This is a genomic window from Streptomyces sp. TOM-9 (assembly GCF_056858595.1).
In genome coordinates this window covers 4,120,659-4,146,365 of sequence record NZ_JBXEQB010000001.1, presented here as the reverse complement: position 1 = coordinate 4,146,365, position 25,707 = coordinate 4,120,659, and the positions used below count along the sequence as shown (strand labels likewise).

Here is a 25,707-nt window from a genome sequence, read left to right as displayed (position 1 = left end):
ACAATGACACGGCCGCTGGGGAGAACTGCATGGGTTTCCCGCGCGGATCAACAGACGCCGCCCGGGCACCTCGACGCACATGGACACGCGCACGGCACATGGGGCGGAGGCGATCACCATAGGGAGTGGATGTGACGTTCAAGTGAACGAGGATCTAAGCGGATGCGAACGGGGAAGGCGGCGGCCGGGGGATACCGTGGACGACGTGGGGAAAAGCGGGAGTTCGTATTCCGTATTCCCTGCGTTCACCTTGCCGAAGCATTCCCGACGCCCCCTCTGGATCTAGTCCGATACGCTTGTCCTCCGGCACCGTCCGGGGGGCCGGAGTCCGTGGCCCGCGTCGAGATCGTCTGGATTCCCAGGTGCCCAAACTTTCGGTAATCGTCCCCTTCCGCAATATTCAGCCATACGCGCACGACATGTTGTGCGGGCTGGCCAACAATGCGGGGGCGGACACCGAGTTCATCCTCGTAGACGATCACTCGACAGACGGCACCCCGGAGATCCTGGACCACTGGGAGCGCCGGCTGCCGGGCATGAGGGTGATCCGGCACGAGCAGAACAAGGGCGTCGCCCAGTCCCGCAACAGCGGACTGGACGCGGCCGGCGGGACGTACGTGACCTTCCTGGATGGCGACGACTGGTACGCCCGCGGCTACCTCGACGAGCTCGTCGCCGGCATCGAGCGGCTGGACTGCGACTTCGTGCGCACCGGGCACGTCAAGGCCACCGGCACCGAGCGGGTCGTGCACCGCCCCCCTGCCAGGCGCTGGGACGCCGTGCTCCACCCGCGCGACGCGATCACGCCCTCGCACGTGTCGACCATGGTCGACTACCCCTTCGTCTGGGCCGGGATCTACCACCGCCGGCTCTTCGAGGACGGCGGCATGCGCTACAACACCGGTCTGCGGACCGCGGAGGACCGCGAGTGGGTCTGGCGGCTGCACCTGACGGCCCGGTCCTTCGGGGTGATCCGCCCGCTCGGGGTCTTCTACCGGCGCGGGGTCAGCGACTCGCTCACCCAGATCAGCGACGGCCGGCAGCTGGACTTCATACCCGCCCACGACGCGATACTCGACGACGTGCTCGCCGACCGCGAGGCCGAGCGCTTCCTGCCCAAGATCGTCCGCACCTACTGCGCGCTGATCGCCTTCCACATGTCCAACGTGCGGCGCTACGACACCGGGACCGGCAGGCAGCTCAAGCGGCAGTCCGCCGCCGCCCTGGCCCGCATGCCGCAGGACGTGCTGGACCGGACCCTCGCCGAGATGGACATCCAGCGCGCCCACGTGCTCCAGCGGCTGCGCGGCGACGCGCCGAAGGCGGCCTGACGATGACCCTGCCGACGGCCGAACGGGCTGAGGAGAGCATGAACCACGACCGGGCCCAGATCTTCGAGGTCTCGACCCTCTACGGCGCCGCGACCCTCGCCGCCGCCCTGGACGCCGGCGCCTTCGGGCCCCGCACCGGCACCCGGCGCATCCTGCTGGTGAGCAACAACGCCCCGGTCCCCGAGACGGTCGTCCAGCTCTCCGACATGCACGGGTACCAGCGGATCGTCACCCGCTTCGACGAGGTCGTCTCGTGGAACGAGGTGATCCACCCGCACCGGCCCTCCAAGTGGGCCCCGCTGGAGGACGAGAGCTCCATCTGGCAGCGGTTGTTCCGGCATTCCTGGGGCCTGGGCGACGTCCCCGTCGAGCTCGTCGTGGAGTCGATCCAGGTCAACCCGGCACGCGCGCTCGCCACGATCTTCGCCGAGAGCGCCGTCCACGTGTACGCGGACGGCCTGATGAGCTACGGGCCCACCCGTGAGAAGCTCCCGGGCCCCCTCGGCAACCGCGTCCAGCGGGTCCTCCACCTCGACCTGGTCCCCGGACTGCGCCCGCTGCTGCTGGCGGAGACCGGCGCGGAGCCCGAGCTCGTCCCCGACGACGCCTTCAGGGCCGTGCTCAAGGAGATCGCCGTCGAGGCGGCGGACGACCCCCGGCTCACCGCCCTCGCCCAGGACCCGCCGACCGCGGTGCTGCTCGGCCAGTACCTCGCCGCCCTGCGCATCCTCACCCCGCAGGAGGAAGAGGAGCTGCACGTCACCATGGTGCGCGGCGCGATCGCCGCGGGTCACCGCTCGATCGTCTTCAAGCCCCACCCCACGGCGCCGGCCGGCTACTCCAAGGCGATGGAGGAGGCCGCGGCGGCCGAGGGCGCGCGGCTGCGCGTGCTGGACGGCCCGCTGCTGGCCGAGACGCTGTACGAGGTCTGCCGGCCGGAGCTGGTCGTCGGCTGCTTCTCCACCGCGATGCTCACGGCGAGCGCCTACTACGACGTCGCGATCGCGCGGGCCGGGACCCGTCTGGTGCTGGACCGGCTCACGCCGTACCAGAACAGCAACCGCGTCCCGCTGACCATCGTCGACCACTTCGTGCCCGACGTCGACACCCCGGGTGCCCAGGGCGGCGCCGCCGGGGAACTCGCCCCGCTCGTACGGGCCGTGGGCTTCTGCATGCAGCCCAGGATGCACCCCGGGCTGCGCGAGGAGACCGCGGCGTGGCTGCGGGACCACCTCGGCCCGGACACCGAGTACTACTTCCGGCGCCGCCGCCTCACCGCGCTCGGGCTGCCCGGCGGCGGCCCGCTCAGCGCCGCCCAGCGGCTGCGCGGCAACACCACCGTGCGCCGCATGGCACGCGTGGCCCGCCGCCTGCGCTCCCGGCCCAGGCGCTAACGCCCGACCTGCCCCAGCCAGGTCAGCGTCCGCCGCACCTCCAGCGAGAACGGGTGGTGCGGCCCGTGCACCCGGTCGGAGTCGTACAGCAGGCGGGACAGCACGTCGTGGGCGGCCATGCGGTCGCCCACCGACAGCAGCAGGTGGCCGATGCGGCGCCGCACCTCCAGCGGCAACTCCGGGTCGGTGGCGCGGTACTGCTCGAAGGAGGGCAGCAGCGCCCGGTACTCGGCGAGTGCCGCCGGGGCCTCGCCCAACTGCTCCAGGCACTGCGCGGCCTCGTAGCGGTACTGCAGCGACTGGCGGCCCAGCGGCCCCGACTCCGCGGCCAGTTCGTCCGCGAGCCGGCGCAGCTCCGGCAGGGCGCGGCGGTACTGGCCGTCCTCCATCAGCGTGGCCGCGTACTGCTTGCGCAGCATCCGCACCACCGGTGACTGCTCGCCGTGCTTCTCCGCGGCGGCCGGCAGCACGCCGCCCAGGATGTCCACCGCCTGCGTGATGCGTCCGGCGTCGAGCAGCCGCTTCACCTCGTCGACGGCCTCCGCGATGCCGTGGCCCGCGGGGGCCCCGGTCGCGCCCGGGGCGGGGGTGGGCTGCGAGGGGGCGGCCGGCCGGTCGGGCCAGGGCGCCAGCGGACGCAGGAAGGGGCGGGTGGGGTCCATCGGCCCGAGGGAGCGGTGGACGACGCCGGGCACCGGCAGCAGCGGCGCCAGCCGGCGGTAGGTCTCCTGGGCGTCGGCCGGGCGGTGCTGCGGGTCCTTCGCCAGCAGTTGCAGCACGAGCGCCTCCAGTGGTTCCGGCACCTCCGGGCGCACCTGCCGCAGCGGCACGGGCTGCTCGTACAGGTGCCGGTGCAGCACGCCGAGAGCCGTGGCGCCCGCGAACGGGACGGTGCCGCTGACCAGTTCGTGCAGCAGCACCCCGAGCGCGTACAGGTCGGTGCGGGGCCCGACGGCGCCGCTCATCGCCTGCTCGGGCGCCATGTACGCGGGCGTCCCGATGGGCGTGCCGGTGTGGGTGAGCCGTGTCGTGTCGGTGTCGAGCACGGAGGCGACGCCGAGGTCGAGGACGACCATGGTGCCGTCCGGACGCACCATCACGTTGCGGGGCTTGAGGTCGCGGTGCACGATCGGCACCGCGTGCACCGCCGACAGCACGGCGCACAACTGCGCGGCCACGGCGACCGCCCACGGCCAGGGGTAGGGGTCGTGCTCGGCGAGGTGGTCGGCGAGGTCGGCGCCCTCCACGTACTGCATGACGAAGTACAGCTCGTCCGCGTCGCTGCCCGCGTCGTGGACGGTGACCAGCCCCGGATGGTCGACCTGGGCGGTGACCCGGCACTCCCGCTCGAAGCGCCGGCGCAGCTCCTCGGCGTCGGCGCCGCCGGCCACCTTGTCCGGGCGCAGCAGCTTCACGGCCACCCGCCGGTCCAGCCGCCGGTCGTACGCGGTCCACACCTGGCCCATGCCGCCCTGACCGAGGACCGTGGCCAGCTCGTAACGGCCGGCGACGATCCGTCCGTTCACTGACCGCCCTCCTGCTTGCGCAGCAGGTCGCTCAGCTCGTCCAGTTCGGCCCGCACCTGGTTGATCCGCGGCGGGTGCGGGTGCGGGTGCGTGTGCGGGGGCGCGGGCGACTGCGGCGGCACGGGGGCCTGCGGCGCGGCGGGCGGGGGCGGGGTCGTGCGGTAGGGGTTGAAGTCCACCGGCGGCTGCGGCGGCGCCTGCTGGTGCGGCGGGGGGTACGGCACGGTCGTGGCGTACGACGGGTAGCCGGGCACCGCGGCCGCCCGGTGCAGCGCCAGGTCGGCCACCAGGTAGTGGACGCCGACCAGGGGGACGAGGGCGATGGCGGTGAGCATCGCCACGTCGGTCCAGGGGCTCTCCTCCGGCAGCGTGCCGACGGTCGCGAAGGAGGCGATGCTCACCGCGGTGCAGATCCAGAAGAACACCCAGTCCATGGTCCGGCGCCGCTGGATGGCCAGGTGCAGCAGCGGGAGGCCGGACAGGAAGCCGCAGCTGATCGCGGTGATCGTGAGGAAGATGACACGGAGCGTGATCGCCGTGGCCTTGGACTGAGCGGGTGGGTACGGCGGGACCGGGCCGGGGCCGTTCATCACTGCTCTCGTACTCCCTGGACATCAGTGCGGAGGACAGCTGCGGGTGGTATCGCGAGAGTATCCGCCGTCGCCGACGGGCTGTCACCCGATCCCGTAACTATTCGGGACGCACCGTGCCGTCGGTCAGCCCGTCGTAGAGCCCCTGCACCAACTGCTCACCCAGCTGTCCCGCCAGCCGCAGGGTCTCCTCGAAGGCGGCCAGGGTGCGGAAGCGTTCCCCGTACCGGCGCTGGTCGGCCGGCGGCAGCCGCGGCACCTGGAGCCGGCGGACGTCCAGCCGCGTCGCGGTGGAGGCGTAGCTGCTGGCCTGGCGGTTGTTGGCGGTGCCGCGCAGGAAGCCGGCGAGGAACCAGGGGTCCAGGGCGGCCGGGTCGGGGCGCAGCAGGTGGAGGTTGCGGCCGAGGGCCGCCCCGGCGGTGGCGGCGTCGACGACGCGGGCGGCCGAACCCCGGCCGAGCACCGGGACGACCACGTCGCCCTCCCGCGTCAGGACCGGCTCCTCCTCGGGCGGTCCCTCGGGCAGGCTGCCGCTCGGCGCGCCACCGCCGAGGACGTCGTGCTCGGTGAGCACGGCGGGACCGCCACCGGGGCGGGCGCTCCCGGTGCCGCCCGCTCGCAGCACCAGCGCCCCGGCACGGGCCAGTTCGCCGACCGTGGTGAGCGGCCAGCGGGCGGGCTCGGCCGCCCCGGCGGGGGCGGGGGTGAGCTCGGCGGTGCGCAGCAAGGTGGCGGCCAACCGGTCGCGCACCCCGGCGAGTTCGGCCGCCCCGCCGCCCGCGGCGGGCGGCGGCAGGTGGCGGGCGGGGGCCAGGTCCACGTCGTCGTCGAGCAGGTCGATGACCTTCAGGGCGCGGCTCACACCGGGTCGTTCCTCCGTGGTGCCGTGCCGGTCGAAGGAGTGCCAGGCGTCCAGCACGGTGGCGCGCACCGACTGCCAGGGCACCTTCTCACCGCCGGGGGCCGCGTCCTGCGACCCCGCGGTGTCGACCAGCAGCAGGTGCGGGGAGGCCGCCGTGCCGGCGCCCGGCCTGCGCAGCACCCACAGGTGGAGCGGGATGCCGTACGGGGGCGCGGCGCCGGCCGGGAGCGCGACCACCGCGCGCAGGGCGCCGCGCCGCAGCAGGTCGGCCCGGATCCGGCGGCCGGAGCGGCGCGAGGCGGCGGCGGGCGGCATGAGCAGCACGACGGTCCCGCCCTCCCGGACCCGGGCCAGGCAGTGCTGCACCCAGGCGAGTTCGGACTCGGTGCGGGCCGGGAAGCCGTACTCCCAGCGGGGGTCGTAGGCGAGGTCCTCGTGGCCCCAGTTGCGCTCGTTGAACGGCGGGTGGCACAGCACCGCGTCGGCGGCGAGCCCGGGGAAGGCGTCGGCGCGCAGGCTGTCGCCGCCGGCGACCCGCACCACCGCGGCGGGGTCGGCGTGCAGCGCCAGCCGCAGCGCCGCCAGCGCCGCCAGGTCCGGGTCGGCCTCCTGGCCGTACACCTCGTGCGGGGCCTCGACAGCACGCAGCAGGGTGCCGGTGCCGCAGGCGGGGTCCAGCACGGTACGGGCGGGACCGGCGAGCGCGGCCATCAGCTCGGCGGCCGCGGCCGGGGTCAGCGTGTACTGCCGGGGGTTGGCGTCCAGGTGGCGTCCGAGCAGGAACTCGTAGGCCTGGCGCGGGCCCATCCCGGCGGCGAGCTCGGCGGCGCCGTGCAGCAGTTCGGCGTCGACGGGGGCGCCGAGGGCGAACCGCCCGCCGAAGTGCCGCTCGAAGAGGTCCCGTACGGCGTCCTCGGCCGCGGCGCCCTCCATCCGGGGCCCGTCGGCGGGGTGTTCACGGACGAGCAGGCAGACGGCACCGGCCTGCCGGAGCGCGGCCGCGGTGCCCGAGGGATGGGACTCGGCCCGCTGCCAGACCCGTTCACGCAGCGGGACCTCGGCGAGTTTGCCCTGGGCGCGGAGCCAGCTCTCGACCTCCGGCAGCGCGAAGGCCGGGCTGGTGTCGGTGCCCCCCACCGGCTTGGGGAAGTCGGCATGCCTGCGGCGCCAGTTGCTGACGGCCGCCCGCCCCACCCCGGCCAGCCGTGCGATCCCGGCGGCGGTCACCTCGCTTGCGTTCTCCGGCACCTGGCTGGCTCCCTTCCCGCGGCGGGGTACGGCTGTGGCCCCGAGCATACCGGTGAACGAAAGTTCCGACCCTTCACGCGTGAACTCGCGCGAATCGAGATTCCATGTTGACTCGGTTCACAGCTCATGCTGTCATTGACTCATCGGTTCACGGAGTCCCCGGGCGTTCCGCCGGCCCGCAACCGTCATCCACACGCTGTCCACCAGGGGGGACGATCCTCATGACCACCACTCGCGGAGCGCTCACGGCGCTCGGCTGCGTCACCGCCGCCCTCACGATGGCCGCCTGCGGCCCGCTCGGCGGCACGGCGGAACCGGCCGCCACCGGCCTCGCCGACCAGCCGGCCGCCACCATCGAGAAGAAGGCCGTGGCCGCCATGAAGTCCGCCCCGGCGATGACCGTCGACCTCGACGGCATCTCCGACGGCGAGCGGATGAAGTTCCGCATGACGATGAGCAGGACCGGCGACTGCAAGGGCGAGGTCACCGCCGAGGGCGGCACCGTCCAGCTCGTCAAGGCGGGCCCCTCGCTCTACATGAAGGGCGACGACGCCTTCTGGAAGAGCCAGGGCTCCGACGGCGCCGCGATGAAGGACCTCCTCGCCGGCCGGTGGATGAAGACCAAGGCCGACACGCCGGACAACAAGGACCTCGTCGAGGCCTGCGACCTGAACGCGTTCCTCGTCGAGGTGGAGAAGGACTCGGACGGCGAGCTGGGCGGGAAGAAGGGCGAGCCCACCACCGTGGCGGGCACGCCCGCCGTGCCGATCACCAGCAAGGACGGGTCCGAGACCACCACCGCCTACGTGGCCACCGAAGGCAGGCCGTACCTGCTGAAGCTGGTCGTCAAGGGCGGCAAGGAGCCCGGCACGATGGTCTTCTCCGACTTCGACGAGGCGGCCGCGATCACCGCCCCGGCGGCCAAGGACACCGTCGACATCGACAAGCTCGCCGGCTGAGCCACCGGCTACGATCCCCGGGCCCTGGCGCGCGCCGCGCCAGGGCCGTCCCCTTCCCGAGAACGGCGGAACGCACCATGGAAGACCGGATACCCGACGACATCGCCGCCCTCGCCGCGGCCGAGGGGCTCGGGCGGCACCGCCTCACGATCATGCCGAAACGGCACGGCTTCCTGATGACGTGCAACTTCGTGTTCATGATTCTCGTGGGGCTGGCCTGCTTCGTGCTGCCCGGCCTCTGGTTCCTCCACCATGCCCTGCGCACCCCCAACTTCTCCCGCAAGGCCGCCGCCCGGCGCCTCCACTTCTTCGAGTCCGGGCTGGTCGAGATCGACCACGCCGGCGTCCCCGCCGCCTTCCGCTGGGACTCGATGACGGTGCTGCAGGAGATCACCGAGTCCTACGTCAACGGCGTCCACGTCGCCACCGGTTACCGCTACACGCTGCACAAGCCGGACGGCACGGTCCGGAAGATCCTCAACTTCTACGCGGAGCCGGAGCGGTGGGGGCCGTTCATCCAGCAGGAGGTCGCCGGCTTCCAGCTGCCGGGAATGCTGCGGATGCTGGCGGAGGGGCGGACGCTGACCTTCGGGGACATCTCGGTCAACCGCTCCGGCGTCGCGACGCCCCGGCGCGGTGCCGTCACCTGGCAGGAGATCGAGGGCGTCCGGGTCACCGACGGCGTGCTCGTGCTGAAGAAGGCCGGCAAGTCCCTGTCCTGGTCGTCCAAGAAGGTCAAGGACATCCCGAACTTCCTCCTCTTCCTCTCCCTTGTGGACGAGCTGCGCCGAACCGCCGTCGCGCACTGACCGTTCGGGCGCCGTACGCCCCCTGCCCGGCCCCACCTGCCACCCCCTAGAGTGCCAAGGTGCTTACAACCAGGGCGGGAACGGCAGCGGCAGCCGTCGCCGTGCTGCTCGGCGTGGGTCTGGCCGGGTGCACGGGCGAGGGCCTCGGCAGCGGCACGGGCAGCGGGGCCGGGAGCGACGGGGCACCGAAGGGCAGCGCGCTCAAGGCGGTCGGCGACCTGGCGGTGAAGGGCCGGGCGCCCAAGACGGGCTACGCGCGGGACGAGTTCGGCGCGGCCTGGGCGGACACCGACCACAACGGCTGTGACACTCGCGACGACATACTCCGCCGGGACCTCACCGGCACCTCCTTCCGTGCCGACCGGGGCGGGGACTGCGTCGTCGCCTCGGGCACCCTCGACGACCCCTACACCGGGAAGCGGATCGACTTCACGCGCGGGCGCAGCACGGTCGACATCGACCACGTCGTGGCGCTCAGCGACGCCTGGCAGAAGGGCGCCAAGTACTGGTCCCCCGACAAGCGCAAGCAGATCGCCAACGACCCGCTGAACCTCCTCGCCGTCGACGGCCCGACCAACCGCGGGAAGGGCGACGGCGACGCCGCGACCTGGCTGCCGCCGGACAAGGCCTTCCGCTGCCCGTACGTGGCCCGCCAGGTGGCAGTGAAGAAGAAGTACGGGCTGTGGGTCACCGGGGCCGAGAAGGCCGCCATGGAGAAGGTGCTGGACACCTGCCCCGACGAGCCCCTGCCGGACGCCGGCAGGCCGGTGACGTCCGGCGGCGGGAACGGCGGCGGCGGCGACAGCGGCGGCTCCGGTCCGGGCGACGGGAAGGAGGGCACCGCCCCCTCCCCGGGTGCCTCGTACGCGAACTGCGCAGCGGCCCGCGACGCCGGCGCGGCCCCGCTGCACCGCGGCGACCCCGGCTACTCCCGGGCGCTGGACCGCGACGGCGACGGGGTCGCCTGCGACACCTGAGGTGCCGCGGATCGTTTGCGCAGTGTGTTGTGCGGATCGCTGGATATCCCGGTGCCCTGCTCAATATCCTCGATCACTGCATCACTGCCAGGTCGTGCACCGTCGCTCGATCCCTTGCCGGGAGGCAAAAATGCTCCGCCGCAGGACTGCTCTCTCCGCCACCGCCGCCGCAGCCGTGCTGCTCGCAGCGCCACTGCTGACCTCCTGCGGCACGCCGCACGCGGGTGCCGCGGCCGTCGTGGACGGCCGGCAGATCACCGTGGAGACGGTCCAGGCGAAGGTCGCCGCGGTGCGCGCCGCGCAGGAGAAGACCCCGCAGGCCGCCCAGCTCATCGAGGCCAGCAGCGACCTCCAGCGCAACGTCGTGCACCGGCTGGTGCAGAACGAGGTGATCGAGAAGGCGGCGCAGGACGTAGGCGTCTCCGTCACCCGCAACGAACTCCAGGAAGCCCGCGGGGACACCGAGAAGCAGGCGGGCGGCAAGGCGGCGCTGGAGGCCCAGCTGCTGCAGACCTACGCGATGGTGCCCGCCGACATCGACGAGAGCATCCGCACCGACCTGCTGATGCAGAAGGTCGCCGCCCACTACGGCGCCGACGTGCAGACCCCCGAGGGCCAGACGGCGCTGATCAAGGTGCTGCGCGACACGTCGAAGAAGCTGAACATCGACGTCAACCCGCGCTACGGGAAGTGGAACTCCGACAAGCTCGACCTGGACGACACCAAGGACCCGTGGCTGACCGAGGTGAGCCGCCGCGCCGCCCAGGCCTGATGCACCGGAACCGGGGCCGGGTCCGACCTCGGACCCGGCCCCGGCGCTGTCGCACGGCGAGGTAGTTTCGTCGGGTGGACCACTCCGATGACTCCGCCCGTCCGGGCCGCCTGGTACTGCTGACCACCACCCACCGGGTCGCCCCCGGCCTGCTCTCCTGGCCCGCCTGGGAGCTGCTGCGCGCCGCCGACCTGGTCGTCTGCCCCGACCCCGGGCACCCGCAGCTGCCGTACCTGCGTGAGGCCGGGGTCGCCGTCGAGCCGTCCGCGCCCACCGGGCGGGAGCTGGTCGACCTCACCGAGGGCGGCCGCACCGTGGTCTACCTGGCCGGCGGCGAGGGCGACCGCGGCGTCACCGACGAGCTCGCCCGGCTCGGCGGCTCCGGCCGGGTCCGCATGCCGGACCTGGAGCTGCTGCCCGGGTCCTACGACCTGCCGGGCGCGCGGCTGCTCGACCTGGTGCAGGTGATGGACCGGATCCGCCGCGAGTGCCCCTGGAGCAGCGTCCGTACCACCCAGGAACTGGTGAAGTACGGCATCGAGGAGGTCTACGAGCTCGCCGAGGCCGCCGAGGAGGGCGACCGGGAGGCCCTGCGCGAGGAACTCGGCGACGTGCTGCTGCAGGTCGTCTTCCACGCGCGGATCGCCCAGGACGACCCGGAGGAGCCGTTCTCGATCGACGACGTCGCCGCCACCATCGTGGAGAAGCTGATCCACCGGCACCCGCACGTCTTCGGCGACGAGGTCGCCGAGACGCCGGAGGACGTCCGCGAGCACTGGCTGCGCACCAAGGCCGAGGAGAAGCGGCGCGGCTCGGTCACCGAGGGCATCCCCCTCGGCCAGCCCGCGCTCGCCCTCGCCGCCAAGCTCGGTTCCCGGGCCCGCCAGGCGGGCCTGTCCGTGGCCGTCCCCGGCCAGGACGCCGCCGACACCGGTGAGCGCCTGCTGGCGCTCGCGCTCGCCGCCCAGGAGGCCGGCATCGACCCGGAGTCCGCCCTGCGCGCCGCCGCGCGCCGCTACCGGGACGCGATCCTGGAGGCCGAGAAGCCCGGGGCCGGGAAGCCGGAGGCCGGGGAGCGGGAGGCCGAGAAGCAGGGCTGACCCTCCGTTCCGGGTCATCCCCGCTGTCCCGAGTGAATTTGGGGCAGATCGGGTAAATGGGTCATATGATGCGAGCACTGGAACAGATCCAGCTGGCCGTGCCGCACGACTACATCGTCGGCATCGCGCCGCTGGTAGTGGGCATTTTCCTGGTCGGGATCCTGGTCGGCGCGGTGTCGATCGGGATGTGGGCCCGGGGCAAGGAACCGCCCCCCGAGCAGAAACCGCAGCCCCGTGGCGGGGCGTGGCACACCCGCCAGGAGTACGGCCGCGAGACCCCGGCCGACCACGGCCCCGGCCACCAGGACGGTGAGCGGCACACGCTCACCGAATGGCGGGAGCCGGACGAATGGCCGCAGGACGGCGTCCGGCGCCTCCCACACTCCCTGAAGGGCTTCGGCAACTGGGGCTCCCACGGCGTGCCCGGCCCCGAGGGCGCCACCCGCGGCCCCGCGGGCACCCGCAGCCCCGAGGGCGGCACCCGCACCCCCGCCGGCACCGCGGGCGGGTCCCCGGGCGCCGCTCCCAGAGGCGCACCGACCCGTTCCGGGCCGGGACAGGAGGAAGGCGGCAAGGAGGAGCACTGAGCCGCGGCCGCCGGGCCCGGCCGTGGCCGCTCTAGGCTGGCGGCCATGCGCATCGACGTAGGGCACGCGTGGCCGCGCGACGAGGCGGAGGCCCGGGCCCTGCAGGACCGGCTCCGTCCGCTGGCGGACCACCGCGGGCCGGGCCCGCAGCGGCCGCGATACGTGGCCGGACTGGACGTCGCCTACGGCGGCGGTCACGGTGTCGAGGGCGACACCGTCGCCGCCGCCGTCGTCGTGCTCGACACCGCGACGCTGGCCCCCGTCGAGCAGGTCACGGCGACCGCCCGGGCCACGTTCCCCTACGTCCCCGGGCTCTTCGCCTTCCGCGAGCTGCCCGTGCTGATCGACGCGCTGGAGAAGCTCTCCGTCACGCCCGACCTGCTGCTCTGCGACGGCCAGGGGCTGGCGCACCCGCGGCGCTTCGGGCTCGCCTGCCACCTGGGCGTGGTCACCGGCCTGCCGGCGGCGGGGGTGGCGAAGACGCCCTTCGTCGGCACCTGGGACCCGGCCGCGCTCGGCGACGCCCGGGGATCGACCGCACCGCTGGTGGACGCGGGTGAGACGGTGGGCCGGGTGCTGCGGACCCAGGCCGGGGTGAAGCCGGTCTACGTCTCGACCGGCCACGGCGTCGACCTGGACACCGCCTGCCGTCATGTGCTCGCCCTGGCCCCCTCCTACCGCCTCCCGGAGACGACCAGGCTCGCCGACCGGCTCAGCCGCGACCGGCTAACGTCATGGGGTGCATGAGAGCGTGACCCCCGACCCCGGCATCCCGGCCGCCCCCGAGCTGTTCACCTGGCAGTTCGCGACCGATCCGTACCCCGCGTACGCCTGGCTGCGCGAGCACTCCCCGGTGCACCGCACGACCCTGCCCAGCGGGGTGGAGGCCTGGCTGGTCACCCGGTACGCGGACGCCAAGCAGGCGCTCGCCGACGCACGGCTCAGCAAGAACCCCGTCCACCACTCCGAACGCGCCCACGCCAAGGGCAAGGTGGGCATCCCGGGCGAGCGCAGCGCCGACCTGATGACGCACCTGCTCAACATCGATCCGCCCGACCACACCCGGCTGCGGCGGCTGGTCTCCAAGGCCTTCACCCCGCGCCGGGTGGCGGAGTTCGCGCCGCGGGTGCAGGAGCTGACCGACCGCCTGATCGACGGTTTCGCCGCCAAGGGCGAGGCGGATCTCATCCATGAGTTCGCGTTCCCGCTGCCGATCTACGCCATCTGCGACCTGCTGGGCGTCCCCGCCGAGGACCAGGACGACTTCCGCGACTGGGCGGGCATGATGATCCGGCACGGCGGCGGGCCGCGCGGGGGAGTGGCCCGCTCGGTGAAGAAGATGCGGGCCTACCTGCTGGAACTGATCCACCGCAAGCGCTCGGAGCTCGGCGACGACCTGATCTCCGGACTGATCCGGGCGAGCGACCACGGTGAGCACCTCACCGAGAACGAGGCCGCCGCGATGGCCTTCATCCTGCTCTTCGCGGGCTTCGAGACGACCGTCAACCTCATCGGCAACGGCACCTACACCCTGCTGCGCCACCCCGAGCAGCGGCGGCGGCTCCAGGACTCCCTCGCCCGCGGCGAGCGCGAGCCGCTCGCCACCGCCGTCGAGGAACTGCTGCGCTACGACGGGCCGGTGGAGCTGGCGACCTGGCGGTTCGCGACCGAACCCCTCACCGTCGGCGGGCAGTCCGTCGCCACCGGCGATCCGGTGCTGGTCGTCCTGGCGGCCGCCGACCGCGATCCGGAGCGCTTCGCCGACCCGGACACCCTGGACCTGTCGCGCCGCGACAACCAGCACCTGGGGTACGGCCACGGCATCCACTACTGCCTGGGCGCCCCCCTCGCGCGGCTGGAGGCGCAGTGCGCCCTGGCGACGCTTCTGACCCGGCTGCCGGACCTGCGACTTGCCGCCGAGCCGGCCGACCTGAGGTGGCGCGGCGGCCTGATCATGCGGGGCCTGAGGACCCTGCCGGTCGCCTTCTCACCGGAACGTGACTGACAGGACGTCAGAACGTGATCTTCGCGTGATCCGTGGGACACCGACTTGTGATGCATGGGCCAAGACCACTACCGTCGGGCGCCATCGCAGTATTCGAATGTGAAAGGCGATGCCGCAATGCTGAAGTCCGGGAACGGCCGACACCGCAAGCCGCGTCAGGCCCCGACCGCCATGGTCGCGGTCGCGGCGACCGGGGCGGGCCTCACGCTCCCCCTCTTCGCAGCGAGCGGCGCCAGCGCCGCCGACGCCAACAGCACCTGGAACGCGGTCGCCATGTGCGAGAGCGGCGGTCTGTGGAGCTCCAACACCGGCAACGGGTTCTTCGGCGGCCTGCAGATCACCGAGGAGACCTGGGAGCAGTACGGCGGCGCCCAGTACGCCGAGCGCCCGGACCTCGCCAGCCGCAACGAGCAGATATCCGTGGCCGAGAAGATGCTCGCCGAGCTCGGCCCGGACGCGTGGTCCGGCTGCGCCGACTCCTCAGGACTCACCGACGCCCTCGACGACCTGCTGCACGGCGGCCAGGACCAGGACGGCCAGGGAACGGGCGACTCCACCGGCTCCGGCGACCAGGACACCGACGGGGACGGCACCACCACCGGCGACGACAGCACGGGCACCACCTCCCCGGGCACCGACGAGGACACCACCGCCACCCCGGACGCCGACGCGACCGAGGGTCCCGACGCCTCCGCGACCCCCTCCGCCGACGACAAGGGCAAGGGCAAGGGCACCGGCAAGCACCGCAAGCCGGAGACCGGCACCGGCACCGGCACCGGCACCGCCACCGACGGCACCGCCACCGGGAACACCGCGGGTTCGACCGGTACGCAGAGCGGCGACCCCGCCGGCCTGCCGGCCCACTTCGTGGAGGGGGAGGCCGCCTGGGGCGTCCTCCCGCTCACCACCGACACGCGCGCGGAGACCAAGAAGGCCGACACCGGCCGGGACAGCGGCACCAGCGCCAAGACCACCACCGGCAGCCGCTACCTGGTGCAGGAGGGCGACTCGCTCTGCGAGATCGCGATGGAGCAGCACGTCGGCGGCGGCTGGCGCGGCCTGTACGACGCGAACCGCGACGTCATCGGCGACGACCCGAACGTGATCAGCCCCGGCTCGTACCTGGACCTCGGCCGCTGAGTCCGCCGCGCGCCGCCGGGCCGGGAGTCCACCCCCGCCCGGCGGACACCGGCTGACATCGGGCTGAACTTTCTCCTCCGTTCCGCAGCAGGGCGCGTCCATCCCCCGAGCGTGCCCGGCCGGGGCTTTTCGGGTCGGTTAGGCTCATGCCGAAACGAAGAGACATCCAGAAGGAGACCCACGTGCCGTCCATCGACGTCGTCGTAGCCCGGGAAATCCTCGACTCGCGAGGCAACCCCACCGTCGAGGTCGAGGTCGGCCTCGACGACGGCAGCACGGGCCGTGCAGCCGTCCCCTCCGGTGCGTCCACCGGTGCGTTCGAGGCCCTCGAGCTCCGCGACGGTGACAAGAGCCGTTACCAGGGCAAGGGCGTGGAGAAGGCCGTGCTGGCCGTCATCGAGCAGATCGGCCCGGAGCTGGTCGGCTACGACGCGACCGAGCAGCGGCTGATCGACCAGGCGATGTTCGACCTGGACGCCACCCCGGACAAGTCCTCCCTCGGCGCCAACGCCATCCTCGGTGTCTCGCTGGCCGTGGCCCACGCCGCCTCCGAGGCCTCCGACCTGCCGCTCTTCCGCTACCTGGGCGGCCCGAACGCCCACGTGCTGCCGGTCCCGATGATGAACATCCTGAACGGCGGCTCGCACGCCGACTCCAACGTGGACATCCAGGAGTTCATGATCGCACCCGTGGGTGCGGAGTCCTTCTCCGAGGCCCTGCGCTGGGGCGCCGAGGTCTACCACACCCTCAAGGCGGTCCTGAAGGAGCGCGGCCTGTCCACCGGCCTCGGCGACGAGGGCGGCTTCGCGCCGAACCTGCCGAGCAACCGCGACGCCCTCGACCTGATCGTCGAGGCCATCAAGAAGGCCGGCTACCAGCCCGGCCAGGACATCGCGCTCGCGCTCGACGTGGCCGCCTCCGAGTTCTACAAGGACGGCAGCTACTCCTTCGAGGGCAAGTCCCTGTCGGCGGCCGAGATGACCGCGTACTACGCCGAGCTGGTGGCGGCGTACCCGCTGGTCTCCATCGAGGACCCGCTGAACGAGGAGGACTGGGACGGCTGGAAGACCATCACCGAGGAGCTCGGTGACAAGGTCCAGCTGGTCGGCGACGACCTGTTCGTCACCAACCCCGAGCGTCTGCAGCGCGGCATCGACAGCGACACCGCCAACGCGCTCCTGGTCAAGGTCAACCAGATCGGTTCGCTGACCGAGACCCTCGACGCGGTCGAGCTGGCCCAGCGCAACGGCTACAAGTGCATGATGTCGCACCGCTCCGGCGAGACCGAGGACGTCACCATCGCCGACCTCGCCGTCGCCACCAACTGCGGCCAGATCAAGACCGGCGCCCCCGCGCGCAGCGAGCGCGTCGCCAAGTACAACCAGCTGCTGCGCATCGAGGAGATCCTCGACGACGCCGCGGTGTACGCCGGCCGCTCCGCGTTCCCCCGCTTCAAGGGCTGACCCCGTCCGGTGCCGCCCGCCGCGTCCGCGGCGGGCGGCACCGTGCGCCAGCAAGGGCCACCCGAACCCCACCGGAGGTGCACGTGCCGGATCGCTTCTCCACCGCGACGCGCATCCGTGCCCTCGGGGCACAGGCGCAGGCCCGCGTCTACCGCGCGGCCGGCCGCCCGCGACCCGCGCTGCCCCGTGGCCGCAACCGGCTGACCGGCCGGGCCGCGCTGCTGGCGCTGGTCGTCTGCGCCCTGGTCGTCGCCCTCGCCTACCCCATGCGCCAGTACGTGGCGCAGCGCTCGCAGATCGCCGACCAGCGCAAGCAGGCCGAGCAGGCGCGCAAGCGGGTGGACGAGCTGCGGGAGGAGAAGGCCCGCTGGCAGGACCCGGAGTACGTCAAGGCGCAGGCCCGGGCCCGGCTGCACTACGTACTGCCGGGCGAGACGGCGTATACGGTGGTGGAGCCCACCGGGGCCGCGGCTCCCGAGGACTCCGGCGCCCGCCGCAGCGACAGCGCGGCCCGCCGCCCCTGGTACGCGAACCTGTGGGACGGCGTCGACCACGCGGACGCCGCCGCCACCGCAGCACATCGTTGACGCAAGCCCCTGAGAGAGACACGCCCAGGCATGGAAAAGCCCCCGCCGCAGACCGAGCACGCCCCGCCCACCGAGGCGGACATCGCCGCCTTCAAGGAGCAGCTCGGCCGTCCGCCGCGCGGCCTGCGGGCCATCGCGCACCGCTGCCCCTGCGGCAACCCCGACGTGGTGGAGACGGCGCCGCGCCTGGAGGACGGGACGCCGTTCCCGACGCTGTACTACCTGACCTGCCCGCGCGCCGCCTCGGCGATCGGCACCCTCGAGGCCGAGGGCGTCATGAAGGAGATGACGGCCCGCCTCGCGCAGGACGAGGAGCTGGCCGCCGCCTACCGCGCCGCGCACGAGGACTACATCGCCCGCCGGGACGCCATCGAGGTCCTGCAGGGCTTCCCCAGCGCCGGCGGCATGCCGGACCGGGTGAAGTGCCTGCACGTCCTGGTGGGCCACTCCCTCGCGGCCGGCCCCGGGGTGAACCCGCTGGGCGACGAGACGATCGCGATGCTGCCCGAGTGGTGGCGCAAGGGCCCGTGCGTGAGCCCGTGCGGCGCCGCCGGGCAGGAGGAGGGCGAGGACCGGTGACCCGGGTCGCCGCCATCGACTGCGGTACCAACTCCATCCGCCTGCTCGTCGCGGACGCGGACCCCGCGACGGGTGAGATCAAGGACCTGGACCGCCGGATGACCATCGTCCGGCTCGGCCAGGACGTGGACCGCACCGGCCGGCTCGCCCCCGAGGCCCTGGAGCGCACCTTCGCGGCCTGCCGCGAGTACGCGGGCGTGATCGGGGAACTGGGGGCGCGCAAGGTCCGTTTCGTGGCCACCTCCGCCTCCCGTGACGCCGCCAACCGGGACGACTTCGTGCGCGGCGTGGTGGACATCCTCGGCGTGGAGCCCGAGGTGATCACCGGCGACCAGGAGGCGGAGTTCTCCTTCACCGGCGCCACCAAGGAACTGACCGGACGTACGGACCTGCAACGGCCCTTCCTGGTCGTGGACATCGGCGGCGGCTCCACCGAGTTCGTCGTCGGCGACCGCCACGTCACGGCCGCACGTTCGGTCGACGTCGGCTGCGTGCGGATGACCGAGCGCCACCTGGTCCGCGACGGCGTGGTCACCGACCCGCCCACCGCCGCGCAGATCGCCGCCATGACGCGGGACATCGACGCCGCCCTCGACCTCGCCGAGCGGACCGTCCCGCTGCGCGAGGCCCGCACCCTCGTCGGCCTGGCCGGGTCCGTCACCACGGTCGCCGCGATCGCGCTGGACCTGCCCGAGTACGACTGGGCCGCCATCCACCACTCCCGCGTCCCGGTCGGGACGGTGCGGGAGATCAGCGCGCGCCTGCTGGCCGCCACGCACGCCGAACGCGCCGCGATCCCGGTGATGCACCCGGGACGGGTCGACGTGATCGGCGCGGGTGCCCTGGTGCTGCTGCGGATCATGGAGCGCACGGGCGCCCGGGAGGTCGTGGTCTCCGAACACGACATCCTCGACGGGATCGCCTGGAGCATCGCCTGAGCAGGGCCTTTTCCAACTGAGCGGACCTTGGGGGCGGGCGTGACACGCCCGCCCCACAAAGTTCGTGAATTTCTTCACATGAAAGTTCCCGCCGGACGGCCCAACTTTCCGGGGCCGGGACCCCGCGAGCCCTCCAAAACCCTTGGTGCGCCCGTGTTTCGGCGGTGTTGCGGGACGGTGGCGGGGTGCCCCCGGATGCCGATCGCCGCTGGTCGGACGGGGCGCTCAACGCCCGCGGCACCCACCGGGTTCCCCCTGGGTGCTGTGGCCCTGGTCACGAAGCGGCGCAGTGTAGCAGAGGGCACCGCAAACCTTGTGAAGGGGCTCACGAGGTACCCCCTGGGGCGTGGTGAATACTCGAAGCATGAGCACCACGGAGCGTCCCAGGATCCTCGTAGTAGGCGGAGGGTACGTCGGCCTGTACGCGGCGCGGCGCATCCTCAAGAAGATGCGTTACGCGGAAGCGACGGTGACCGTCGTCGACCCGCGCTCGTACATGACGTACCAGCCGTTCCTGCCGGAGGCCGCCGCCGGCAGCATCTCTCCCCGCCACGTCGTGGTGCCGCTGCGCCGCGTGCTCCCCAAGGCGGAGGTCCTCACCGGCCGGGTCACCACCATCGACCAGGACCGCAAGGTCGCGGTCGTCGAGCCGCTCGTGGGCGAGACCTACGAACTGCCCTTCGACTACCTGGTGGTCGCGCTCGGCGCCGTCTCCCGCACCTTCCCGATCCCCGGCCTCGCCGAGCACGGCATCGGCATGAAGGGCGTCGAGGAGGCCATCGGCCTGCGCAACCACGTGCTGGAGCAGCTCGACAAGGCCGACTCCACCAACGACGAGGACGTCCGCCGCAAGGCGCTCACCTTCGTCTTCGTCGGCGGCGGCTTCGCCGGCGCCGAGACGATCGGCGAGGTCGAGGACATGGCCCGCGACGCGGCCAAGTACTACACCAACGTCAAGCGCGAGGACATGCGCTTCATCCTCGTCGACGCCGCCGACAAGATCCTCCCCGAGGTCGGCCCGGAGCTGGGCACCTGGGGTCTGGAGCACCTGCGCGAGCGTGGCATCGAGGTCTACCTCGGCACCTCCATGAGCTCCTGCGTCGACAAGCACGTGGTGCTCGCCAACGGCCTGGAGGTCGACGCCTCCACCATCGTGTGGACCGCGGGCGTCAAGCCCAACCCGGCGCTCGCCCGGTACGGCCTCCCGCTCGGCCCGCGCGGCCACGTGGACACCGCCCCGACGCTCCAGGTCCAGGGCACCGACTACATCTGGTCCGCCGGTGACAACGCCCAGGTCCCCGACCTGGCCTCCGGCCCCGGCGCCTGGTGCCCGCCGAACGCCCAGCACGCGCTGCGCCAGGCCAAGGTGCTCGGCGACAACGTGGTGTCCGGCATGCGGGGCTTCCCGCAGAAGGAGTACAAGCACGCCAACAAGGGCGCGGTGGCCGGCCTCGGCCTGCACAAGGGCGTCGCCCTCATCCGCTTCGGCAAGCTCAAGCTGAAGTTCAAGGGTCGTCTGGCCTGGTACATGCACCGTGGCTACCACGGCATGGCGGTCCCGACCTTCAACCGCAAGATCCGGGTCCTCGCGGACTGGACGCTGGCGATGTTCCTCAAGCGCGAGGTCGTCTCGCTCGGCGCCATCGAGAACCCGCGCGAGGAGTTCTACGAGGCCGCCAGGCCGGTCCCGGTCGCGGCGGTCGCCGCCGAGGCCACCAAGGCCAAGGCCTGAGCAGGTAGCAGTCCGGCCGAAGGGCGTCCGCCATCCGTGGGGCGGGCGCCCTTCGCCGTGCCCGTGTCCCTGGCCCCGGGGCACAGGACATGAGATGGGTAGAGGTAAAGAAGCGGTAGTGCGGGAATGTCGGTGTATCCCGCATCCGTTTCCCAGCCCAGTGGACCCGTCTTCATGGAGGCACGGAGGTACCCGCCATGGCCGATGCGGCCGGACGACTGACCGCTCTCGCCGAGCAGGCGCTCGGCGTTCCCCTCCCGCTGCGCATCCGTGCGTGGGACGGCAGCGAGACCGGACCGCCCGACGCCCCGACGCTGGTCGTGCGGCACCGCCGGGCGTTGCGCCGGCTGCTGTGGAAGCCCGGCGAGCTCGGCCTGGTGCGCGCCTGGGTGGCCGGTGAACTCGACGTCGAGGGCGACCTGTACGAGGCGCTGGACCGGCTCTCCGGGCTCGTCTGGGATCGCCCCACCGAGGACGACGGGGCGTCACCGCGCCGTCTGCTCGGGCTCGCGCGCGACCCCGAGACCTACCGGCTGGCCCGGGAGGCCCTCGCCCTCGCCGGCCCAGGACTGCCGCCGCCCCCGCCGCCGGAGGAGGTCCGCCGGCGCTCCGGGGTGCTGCACAGCCCGGTCCGCGACCGGCAGGCGATCAGCCATCACTACGACGTCGGCAACGACTTCTACGGGCTGGTGCTCGGCCCGTCCATGGTCTACTCGTGCGCCTACTGGGAGGGGCCCGACGCGACCCTGGAGGACGCCCAGCGGGCCAAGCTCGACCTGATCTGCCGCAAGCTGGAACTGCGGCCCGGGCAACGGCTGCTGGACGTCGGCTGCGGCTGGGGCTCCATGGTGATGCACGCCGCCGAGCACTACGGCGTCCACGCCACCGGCGTCACGCTCTCCACCGAGCAGGCCTCCTCCGCGCGCAAGCGGGTCGCCGACGCCGGCCTCGCCGACCGGATCGACATCCGCGTGCAGGACTACCGGGCGGTCGACGACGGGCCGTACGACGCCATCTCCTCGATCGGCATGGCCGAGCACGTGGGCCGCGAGCGCTACCGGCAGTACGCCGGGGTGCTGTACGGGCTCCTGCGGCCCGGCGGCCGGCTGCTCAACCACCAGATCGGCCGCCGCCCCTGGGCCGATGAAGAGGCCTATCACGTCGACGAGTTCATCGACCGGTACGTCTTCCCCGACGGCGAGCTGGCCCCGGTCGGCTCCACCGTCTCCCGGCTGGAGGAGGCCGGGCTCGAGGTACGGGACGTGGAGGCGATCCGCGAGCACTACGCCCTGACCCTGCGGCAGTGGGTCGCCAACCTGGAGGCGCACTGGCCGGAGGCCGTCCGCCTCGCCGGAGCCGGCCGCGCCCGTGTCTGGCGGCTGTACATGGCGGCCTCCGCGCTCTCCTTCGAGCAGAACCGCATCGGCGTCAACCAGGTGCTCGCCGTCCGTCCGACCAAGGACGGCGGCTCCGGGATGCCCCGCACCCGGGCCGACTGGCTGGGCCCGGGCCGGCAGGACTGACGCGCCGGGGGCGGAGGCCGTCGCGGCCTCCGCCCCTCGGGCGCCTCCCGCCGTTCCGCTACTCGGCCTTGATGGCCTCCAGCATGTTCAGCCTGGCCGCCCTACGGGCCGGCCACAGCGCGGCCAGGACGCCCACCAGGGCGGCCATCGCCAGGAACACCCCGATCCTGTCCCAGGGCAGCGTCATCGCATAGCTCGGCAGCTGGGGCTTGATCAGCCCGCCGACGGCCCAGGCGAGGAACACCCCGAGCCCGAGGCCCAGCACCGCGCCGAACAGCGAGATCACCAGGGACTCCAGCCGGATCATCCGCTTGACCGCGGCACGGTCCAGGCCGATCGCGCGCAGCATGCCGATCTCGTGCTTGCGCTCGAAGACCGACATCGCCAGCGTGTTGATCACACCCAGCACCGCGACCAACACGGCCATCGCGAGCAGCCCGTAGAGGATGTTCAGCATCAGGTCGATCGTGGAACTGAGCTCGCGGGAGATGGCCGCCTTGTCCTGGACCTTGATCACCGGGTTCTCGCCGAGCGCCTCCACCAGCGCGTCCTGGTTGGCCTCGTCGGCGCCGCCGGCCATCCGCACCAGCACCCGCATGTCCCCTGCCTCGGGGGTGTGCGGGGTGACCGTGGCGTTGTCCATGATCACGCCGTTGATCAGGTCGCCGCCCTCGTAGACGCCGCCGATCGTCAACCGCCCCTTGGTGCCGTCGTCGTAGCGCACCGGCAGGCTCTGCCCGGTGTGCCAGCCGCGCCGCTCGGCGGTGTCGGAGTCCACGACGACGGAGTCGCCGTGCACCGCGGCCAGGGAGCCGTGGGTGAAGTCGAAGGTGAGCAGCCGCCCGATCTGCGGCGCGTCGACGCCGGTGACCCACTCGTCCTCGCCGCCCAGTTCGGTGTGCGCGTCGCGCACCGCGCTGGAGTCGCTGACGCCGTCGGTGCCGGCGACCTTCTCGGCCACCTCGGGGGAGAGGTTCCGGCCGGTGGCCATCGTGATCTGGTAGTCGGCCTTCAGGTGGGCGGCGGCCAGTTCGTCCACGGTGGTCTTGACCGAGATGGCCACCACCGTGAGGGCGGTGATCAGGGTGAGACCGATCATCAGGGCCGACGCGGTGGCGGCGGTGCGCCGCGGGTTGCGCACCGAGTTCTGCCGGGCGAGCTTGCCCGTGACCCCGAAGGGCCGCAGCAGCGGCGCGGCCGCGGCGACCACCGGCCGGGACAGCAGCGGCGTGAGGACGAAGACGCCGATCAGCAGTAGCCCGGCGCCGCCGCCCAGGACCATGTTGCCGTTGTCCTTCATCCCCGAGCCGGCCAGGACCAGGACCACACCGGCGGCCGACAGCAGCGCGCCCAGGGTGTTGCGCAGGAGCAGGCCCTTGACGGTGGCCGGGGCGTGCACGCTGCTCATCGCCGCGACCGGCGGGATCTTGGCGGCCCGGCGGGCCGGCAGCCATGCGGCGAGCATGGTGACGCCCACACCGACGGCGAGCGCAGCCCCGGCCGTGCCGGGCTGTACGGACAGGGCGCCCTCGGGCAGTTCCGCCCCGGCCGAGCCGAGCGCCGCCCGCATGACGGCCGCGATGCCGATGCCCAGCAGGAACCCGGTGGCACCGGCCACCACGCCCACCACGAGGGCCTCGACCAGCACCGACCGCGTCACCTGCCGGCGGCTGGCGCCGACGGCGCGCAGCAGTGCGAGTTCCTTGGTGCGCTGGGCGACGAGCATGGTGAAGGTGTTGGCGATGATGAAGATGCCGACGAAGAGCGCGATGCCGGCGAAGCTGAGCAGGGTGGTGTTGAAGTTGCTGAGGTCGGAGGCGATCTGCCGGGCCTCGTCGTCCGCCAGTTTCTGCCCGGTGGTCGCGGTGGCGTCCTTGGCGTGGCGCGGCAGCAGCTTCTCGATCTCGGCCCTGAGCGCGGCCTGCGCGGTGCCCGGCGCCGCCTTGACGTCGATCTCCTCGTACGTGCCCGGCTTGCCGAAGAGCTTCTGGGCCGTGGCCGTGTCGAAGAGCACCAGGCTGCCGCCCGCGGCGACGTTGCCGTCGTCGGTGGAGAAGACGCCGGTCACCTTCTGCCGCATCACCGGGCCGTCGATGGACATCCGGACGGTGTCGCCGACGGCGTAGCCCGTCCGCTCCGCGGTCTTGGAGTCCAGCGCGATCTCGGAGGAGGTCCGCGGGGCGCGTCCCTCGCGGATCGGATAGCGGTCCGCACCGGCGTAGTTGCCGCCGCGGGTGGACCAGCCGTCGCCGACCAGCCGGCCGTCCTTGCCGGCGATCGCGGTGAAGCCGGTGACGGTCGCGGTGGTGGACGCGGTGCCGGGCAGCCGGCCGATCTCGTCCACCAGCCGCTGGGGGAGCGGGTGGTCGGCGTCCCCGTAGGTGACGGCGACCGAGACGTCGGAGTAGCTCCTCGCGGAGGCCTTGCGGAGGGCATTGCCGATGGTGTCGGTGAACACCAGGGTGCCGGAGACGAAGGCGACGCCGAGCATCACGGCGAGCACGGTCATCAGCAGTCTGGCCTTGTGCGCGAGCACGTTGCGCAGGGCGGTACGGAACATGTCAGGGCTTGTCTCTCGGTCGTGGCTCGTGGTCGGCGGCGCGGATCAGCTGGTACGGCCCTTGGCGTCGAAGCGCTTCATGCGCTCCAGCACCGTGTCCGCGGTCGGGCCGTGCAGCTCGTCGACGATCCGCCCGTCGGCGAGGAAGACCACGCGGTCGGCGTAGGAGGCGGCGACCGGGTCGTGGGTGACCATGACGACCGTCTGGCCGAGCTCCTTGACGGAGTTGCGGAGGAAGCCGAGGATCTCCGCGCCGGAACGGGAGTCGAGGTTGCCGGTCGGCTCGTCGGCGAAGATGATCTCGGGCCGGCTGGCCAGTGCCCGGGCGACGGCGACCCGCTGCTGCTGTCCGCCGGACAGCTGGGACGGCCGGTGCGACAGCCGCCCGGACAGTCCGACCGTCTCGACGACCCGGTCCAGCCACTGCTTGTCGGTCCTGCGGCCGGCGATGTCCATCGGGAGCGTGATGTTCTCCGCGGCGGTGAGCGTCGGCAGCAGGTTGAACGCCTGGAAGACGAAGCCGATCTTGTCCCGGCGGAGCTTGGTGAGCTGCTTGTCCTTCAGCGAGGACAGCTCGGTGTCGCCGATCCGCGCCGAGCCGGACGAGACGGTGTCCAGGCCCGCCATGCAGTGCATCAGCGTGGACTTGCCCGAGCCCGAGGGCCCCATGATCGCGGTGTACTCGCCGGCGCGGAACTCGACCGTCACCGCGTCGAGCGCGACGACCCGGGTCTCGCCCTCCCCGTAGACCTTGCTCAGGTCGGTGGCGCGGGCGGCCGTGGCCGTGGCGGTGGGGTGTGCGGTGGTGGTGGTCACGGCACGCTGCTCCTGTCGGGACGGGGGGAGTCGATCGGACCCCTCCATCGTCCCGACGGGAGACGTCGCCGGGATCCGTCCACATCGTGGTTCTGCAGGCAGTCCCGAGAGGTACACGCGGACCCCCGCGTCCTACTTGGGGATGACGGGGACCCCGACATCCCGCCCCCGGGTGGAAGCGATTTCGCGTCATATGCAGCGGGCGCGGT

22 protein-coding genes are annotated in these 25,707 nt (G+C 72.7%); 17 read left to right on the top strand and 5 right to left on the bottom strand.

The features are described 5' to 3' along the window. Positions 1-362: 362 nt before the first annotated feature. Both AC1VWI_RS19200 and AC1VWI_RS19195 read left to right on the top strand, forming a co-directional pair. Positions 363-1,331 (top strand): glycosyltransferase family 2 protein, encoded by a 969-nt coding sequence (locus AC1VWI_RS19200; RefSeq protein WP_499512237.1) that lies wholly within the window; start codon positions 363-365, stop codon positions 1,329-1,331. A 2-nt stretch (positions 1,332-1,333) separates the two neighbouring features. Next, a complete protein-coding gene (locus AC1VWI_RS19195) occupies positions 1,334-2,725 on the top strand; it encodes a polysialyltransferase family glycosyltransferase (RefSeq protein WP_499512236.1) in 1,392 nt (463 codons plus the stop codon). Here the strand turns inward: AC1VWI_RS19195 and AC1VWI_RS19190 are convergent. The 3 genes from AC1VWI_RS19190 to AC1VWI_RS19180 all read right to left on the bottom strand — a co-directional run bounded on the left by AC1VWI_RS19190 (position 2,722) and on the right by AC1VWI_RS19180 (position 6,951). Continuing rightward, positions 2,722-4,251 (bottom strand): protein kinase domain-containing protein, encoded by a 1,530-nt coding sequence (locus tag AC1VWI_RS19190; RefSeq protein WP_499512235.1) that lies wholly within the window; start codon positions 4,249-4,251, stop codon positions 2,722-2,724. The genes AC1VWI_RS19195 and AC1VWI_RS19190 overlap by 4 nt on opposite strands. Further along, positions 4,248-4,841, bottom strand: coding sequence for a hypothetical protein (locus tag AC1VWI_RS19185; RefSeq protein ID WP_499512234.1), 594 nt, complete (start codon positions 4,839-4,841; stop codon positions 4,248-4,250). The genes AC1VWI_RS19190 and AC1VWI_RS19185 overlap by 4 nt, the downstream gene beginning before the upstream one ends. Positions 4,842-4,941: 100 nt before the next feature. After that, positions 4,942-6,951, bottom strand: coding sequence for an N-6 DNA methylase (locus AC1VWI_RS19180; protein ID WP_499512233.1), 2,010 nt, complete (start codon positions 6,949-6,951; stop codon positions 4,942-4,944). 221 nt (positions 6,952-7,172) lie between these two features. Between AC1VWI_RS19180 and AC1VWI_RS19175 the strand changes: the two genes are divergently transcribed. The 15 genes from AC1VWI_RS19175 (at position 7,173) to AC1VWI_RS19105 (ending at position 22,122) form a co-directional block, all read left to right on the top strand. Continuing rightward, a complete protein-coding gene (locus AC1VWI_RS19175) occupies positions 7,173-7,910 on the top strand; it encodes a hypothetical protein (protein WP_499512232.1) in 738 nt (245 codons plus the stop codon). 77 nt (positions 7,911-7,987) lie between these two features. Continuing rightward, positions 7,988-8,719: a DUF6585 family protein gene (locus tag AC1VWI_RS19170; protein ID WP_499512231.1), complete on the top strand. Its 732-nt coding sequence runs from the start codon at positions 7,988-7,990 to the stop codon at positions 8,717-8,719. A 59-nt stretch (positions 8,720-8,778) separates the two neighbouring features. Next, on the top strand, positions 8,779-9,696 hold the full coding sequence (locus AC1VWI_RS19165) for a GmrSD restriction endonuclease domain-containing protein (protein WP_499512230.1): 918 nt from the start codon (positions 8,779-8,781) through the stop codon (positions 9,694-9,696). Between the two features lie 130 nt (positions 9,697-9,826). After that, on the top strand, positions 9,827-10,468 hold the full coding sequence (locus AC1VWI_RS19160) for a SurA N-terminal domain-containing protein (protein ID WP_499512229.1): 642 nt from the start codon (positions 9,827-9,829) through the stop codon (positions 10,466-10,468). Between the two features lie 74 nt (positions 10,469-10,542). Further along, positions 10,543-11,568: a nucleoside triphosphate pyrophosphohydrolase gene (locus AC1VWI_RS19155; protein WP_499512228.1), complete on the top strand. Its 1,026-nt coding sequence runs from the start codon at positions 10,543-10,545 to the stop codon at positions 11,566-11,568. Positions 11,569-11,633: 65 nt separating this feature from the next. Next, complete coding sequence (locus AC1VWI_RS19150; RefSeq protein WP_499512227.1) at positions 11,634-12,155, top strand: DUF6479 family protein; 522 nt, start codon at positions 11,634-11,636, stop codon at positions 12,153-12,155. Between the two features lie 45 nt (positions 12,156-12,200). Continuing rightward, the gene (locus tag AC1VWI_RS19145; protein ID WP_499512226.1) at positions 12,201-12,902 is read left to right on the top strand and encodes an endonuclease V; all 702 of its coding nucleotides are present in this window, start codon (positions 12,201-12,203) and stop codon (positions 12,900-12,902) included. After that, positions 12,895-14,160: a cytochrome P450 family protein gene (locus AC1VWI_RS19140; protein WP_499512225.1), complete on the top strand. Its 1,266-nt coding sequence runs from the start codon at positions 12,895-12,897 to the stop codon at positions 14,158-14,160. Before AC1VWI_RS19145 ends, AC1VWI_RS19140 begins: the two co-directional genes overlap by 8 nt. Before the next feature lie 117 nt (positions 14,161-14,277). Continuing rightward, complete coding sequence (locus AC1VWI_RS19135) at positions 14,278-15,300, top strand: transglycosylase family protein (protein WP_499512224.1); 1,023 nt, start codon at positions 14,278-14,280, stop codon at positions 15,298-15,300. Between the two features lie 182 nt (positions 15,301-15,482). Further along, entirely contained in the window at positions 15,483-16,763 is a 1,281-nt protein-coding gene (gene eno, locus AC1VWI_RS19130; RefSeq protein ID WP_499516857.1) for a phosphopyruvate hydratase, read from the top strand. 83 nt (positions 16,764-16,846) lie between these two features. Then, a complete protein-coding gene (locus AC1VWI_RS19125; RefSeq protein WP_499512223.1) occupies positions 16,847-17,350 on the top strand; it encodes an FtsB family cell division protein in 504 nt (167 codons plus the stop codon). Positions 17,351-17,380: 30 nt separating this feature from the next. Further along, on the top strand, positions 17,381-17,929 hold the full coding sequence (locus AC1VWI_RS19120) for a DUF501 domain-containing protein (RefSeq protein WP_499512222.1): 549 nt from the start codon (positions 17,381-17,383) through the stop codon (positions 17,927-17,929). Beyond that, on the top strand, positions 17,926-18,867 hold the full coding sequence (locus AC1VWI_RS19115) for a Ppx/GppA phosphatase family protein (protein ID WP_499512221.1): 942 nt from the start codon (positions 17,926-17,928) through the stop codon (positions 18,865-18,867). The genes AC1VWI_RS19120 and AC1VWI_RS19115 overlap by 4 nt, the downstream gene beginning before the upstream one ends. 364 nt (positions 18,868-19,231) lie before the next feature. Further along, positions 19,232-20,599 (top strand): NAD(P)/FAD-dependent oxidoreductase, encoded by a 1,368-nt coding sequence (locus AC1VWI_RS19110; RefSeq protein ID WP_499512220.1) that lies wholly within the window; start codon positions 19,232-19,234, stop codon positions 20,597-20,599. Between the two features lie 197 nt (positions 20,600-20,796). Continuing rightward, positions 20,797-22,122: a class I SAM-dependent methyltransferase gene (locus tag AC1VWI_RS19105; RefSeq protein WP_499512219.1), complete on the top strand. Its 1,326-nt coding sequence runs from the start codon at positions 20,797-20,799 to the stop codon at positions 22,120-22,122. A 58-nt stretch (positions 22,123-22,180) separates the two neighbouring features. Here AC1VWI_RS19105 and AC1VWI_RS19100 read toward each other — a convergent pair whose 3' ends face one another. Both AC1VWI_RS19100 and AC1VWI_RS19095 read right to left on the bottom strand, forming a co-directional pair. Further along, a complete protein-coding gene (locus AC1VWI_RS19100) occupies positions 22,181-24,682 on the bottom strand; it encodes an ABC transporter permease (RefSeq protein WP_499512218.1) in 2,502 nt (833 codons plus the stop codon). A 45-nt stretch (positions 24,683-24,727) separates the two neighbouring features. Continuing rightward, positions 24,728-25,546, bottom strand: a complete 819-nt coding sequence (locus AC1VWI_RS19095; RefSeq protein WP_499512217.1) for an ABC transporter ATP-binding protein — start codon at positions 25,544-25,546, stop codon at positions 24,728-24,730. Positions 25,547-25,707: the final 161 nt, after the last annotated feature.

Excerpts from the sequence above, each read along its gene's own strand:
- AC1VWI_RS19160 (WP_499512229.1), top strand. The coding sequence starts at position 9,827 with ATGCTCCGCCGCAGGACTGCTCTCTCCGCCACCGCCGCCGCAGCCGTG.
- AC1VWI_RS19170 (WP_499512231.1), top strand. The coding sequence starts at position 7,988 with ATGGAAGACCGGATACCCGACGACATCGCCGCCCTCGCCGCGGCCGAG.
- AC1VWI_RS19145 (WP_499512226.1), top strand. The coding sequence starts at position 12,201 with ATGCGCATCGACGTAGGGCACGCGTGGCCGCGCGACGAGGCGGAGGCC.
- AC1VWI_RS19150 (WP_499512227.1), top strand. The coding sequence starts at position 11,634 with ATGATGCGAGCACTGGAACAGATCCAGCTGGCCGTGCCGCACGACTAC.
- AC1VWI_RS19100 (WP_499512218.1), bottom strand. The coding sequence starts at position 24,682 with ATGTTCCGTACCGCCCTGCGCAACGTGCTCGCGCACAAGGCCAGACTG.
- AC1VWI_RS19105 (WP_499512219.1), top strand. The coding sequence starts at position 20,797 with ATGGCCGATGCGGCCGGACGACTGACCGCTCTCGCCGAGCAGGCGCTC.
- AC1VWI_RS19120 (WP_499512222.1), top strand. The coding sequence starts at position 17,381 with ATGGAAAAGCCCCCGCCGCAGACCGAGCACGCCCCGCCCACCGAGGCG.
- AC1VWI_RS19110 (WP_499512220.1), top strand. The coding sequence starts at position 19,232 with ATGAGCACCACGGAGCGTCCCAGGATCCTCGTAGTAGGCGGAGGGTAC.
- AC1VWI_RS19095 (WP_499512217.1), bottom strand. The coding sequence starts at position 25,546 with ATGGAGGGGTCCGATCGACTCCCCCCGTCCCGACAGGAGCAGCGTGCC.
- AC1VWI_RS19175 (WP_499512232.1), top strand. The coding sequence starts at position 7,173 with ATGACCACCACTCGCGGAGCGCTCACGGCGCTCGGCTGCGTCACCGCC.
- AC1VWI_RS19135 (WP_499512224.1), top strand. The coding sequence starts at position 14,278 with ATGCTGAAGTCCGGGAACGGCCGACACCGCAAGCCGCGTCAGGCCCCG.
- AC1VWI_RS19185 (WP_499512234.1), bottom strand. The coding sequence starts at position 4,841 with ATGAACGGCCCCGGCCCGGTCCCGCCGTACCCACCCGCTCAGTCCAAG.
- AC1VWI_RS19195 (WP_499512236.1), top strand. The coding sequence starts at position 1,334 with ATGACCCTGCCGACGGCCGAACGGGCTGAGGAGAGCATGAACCACGAC.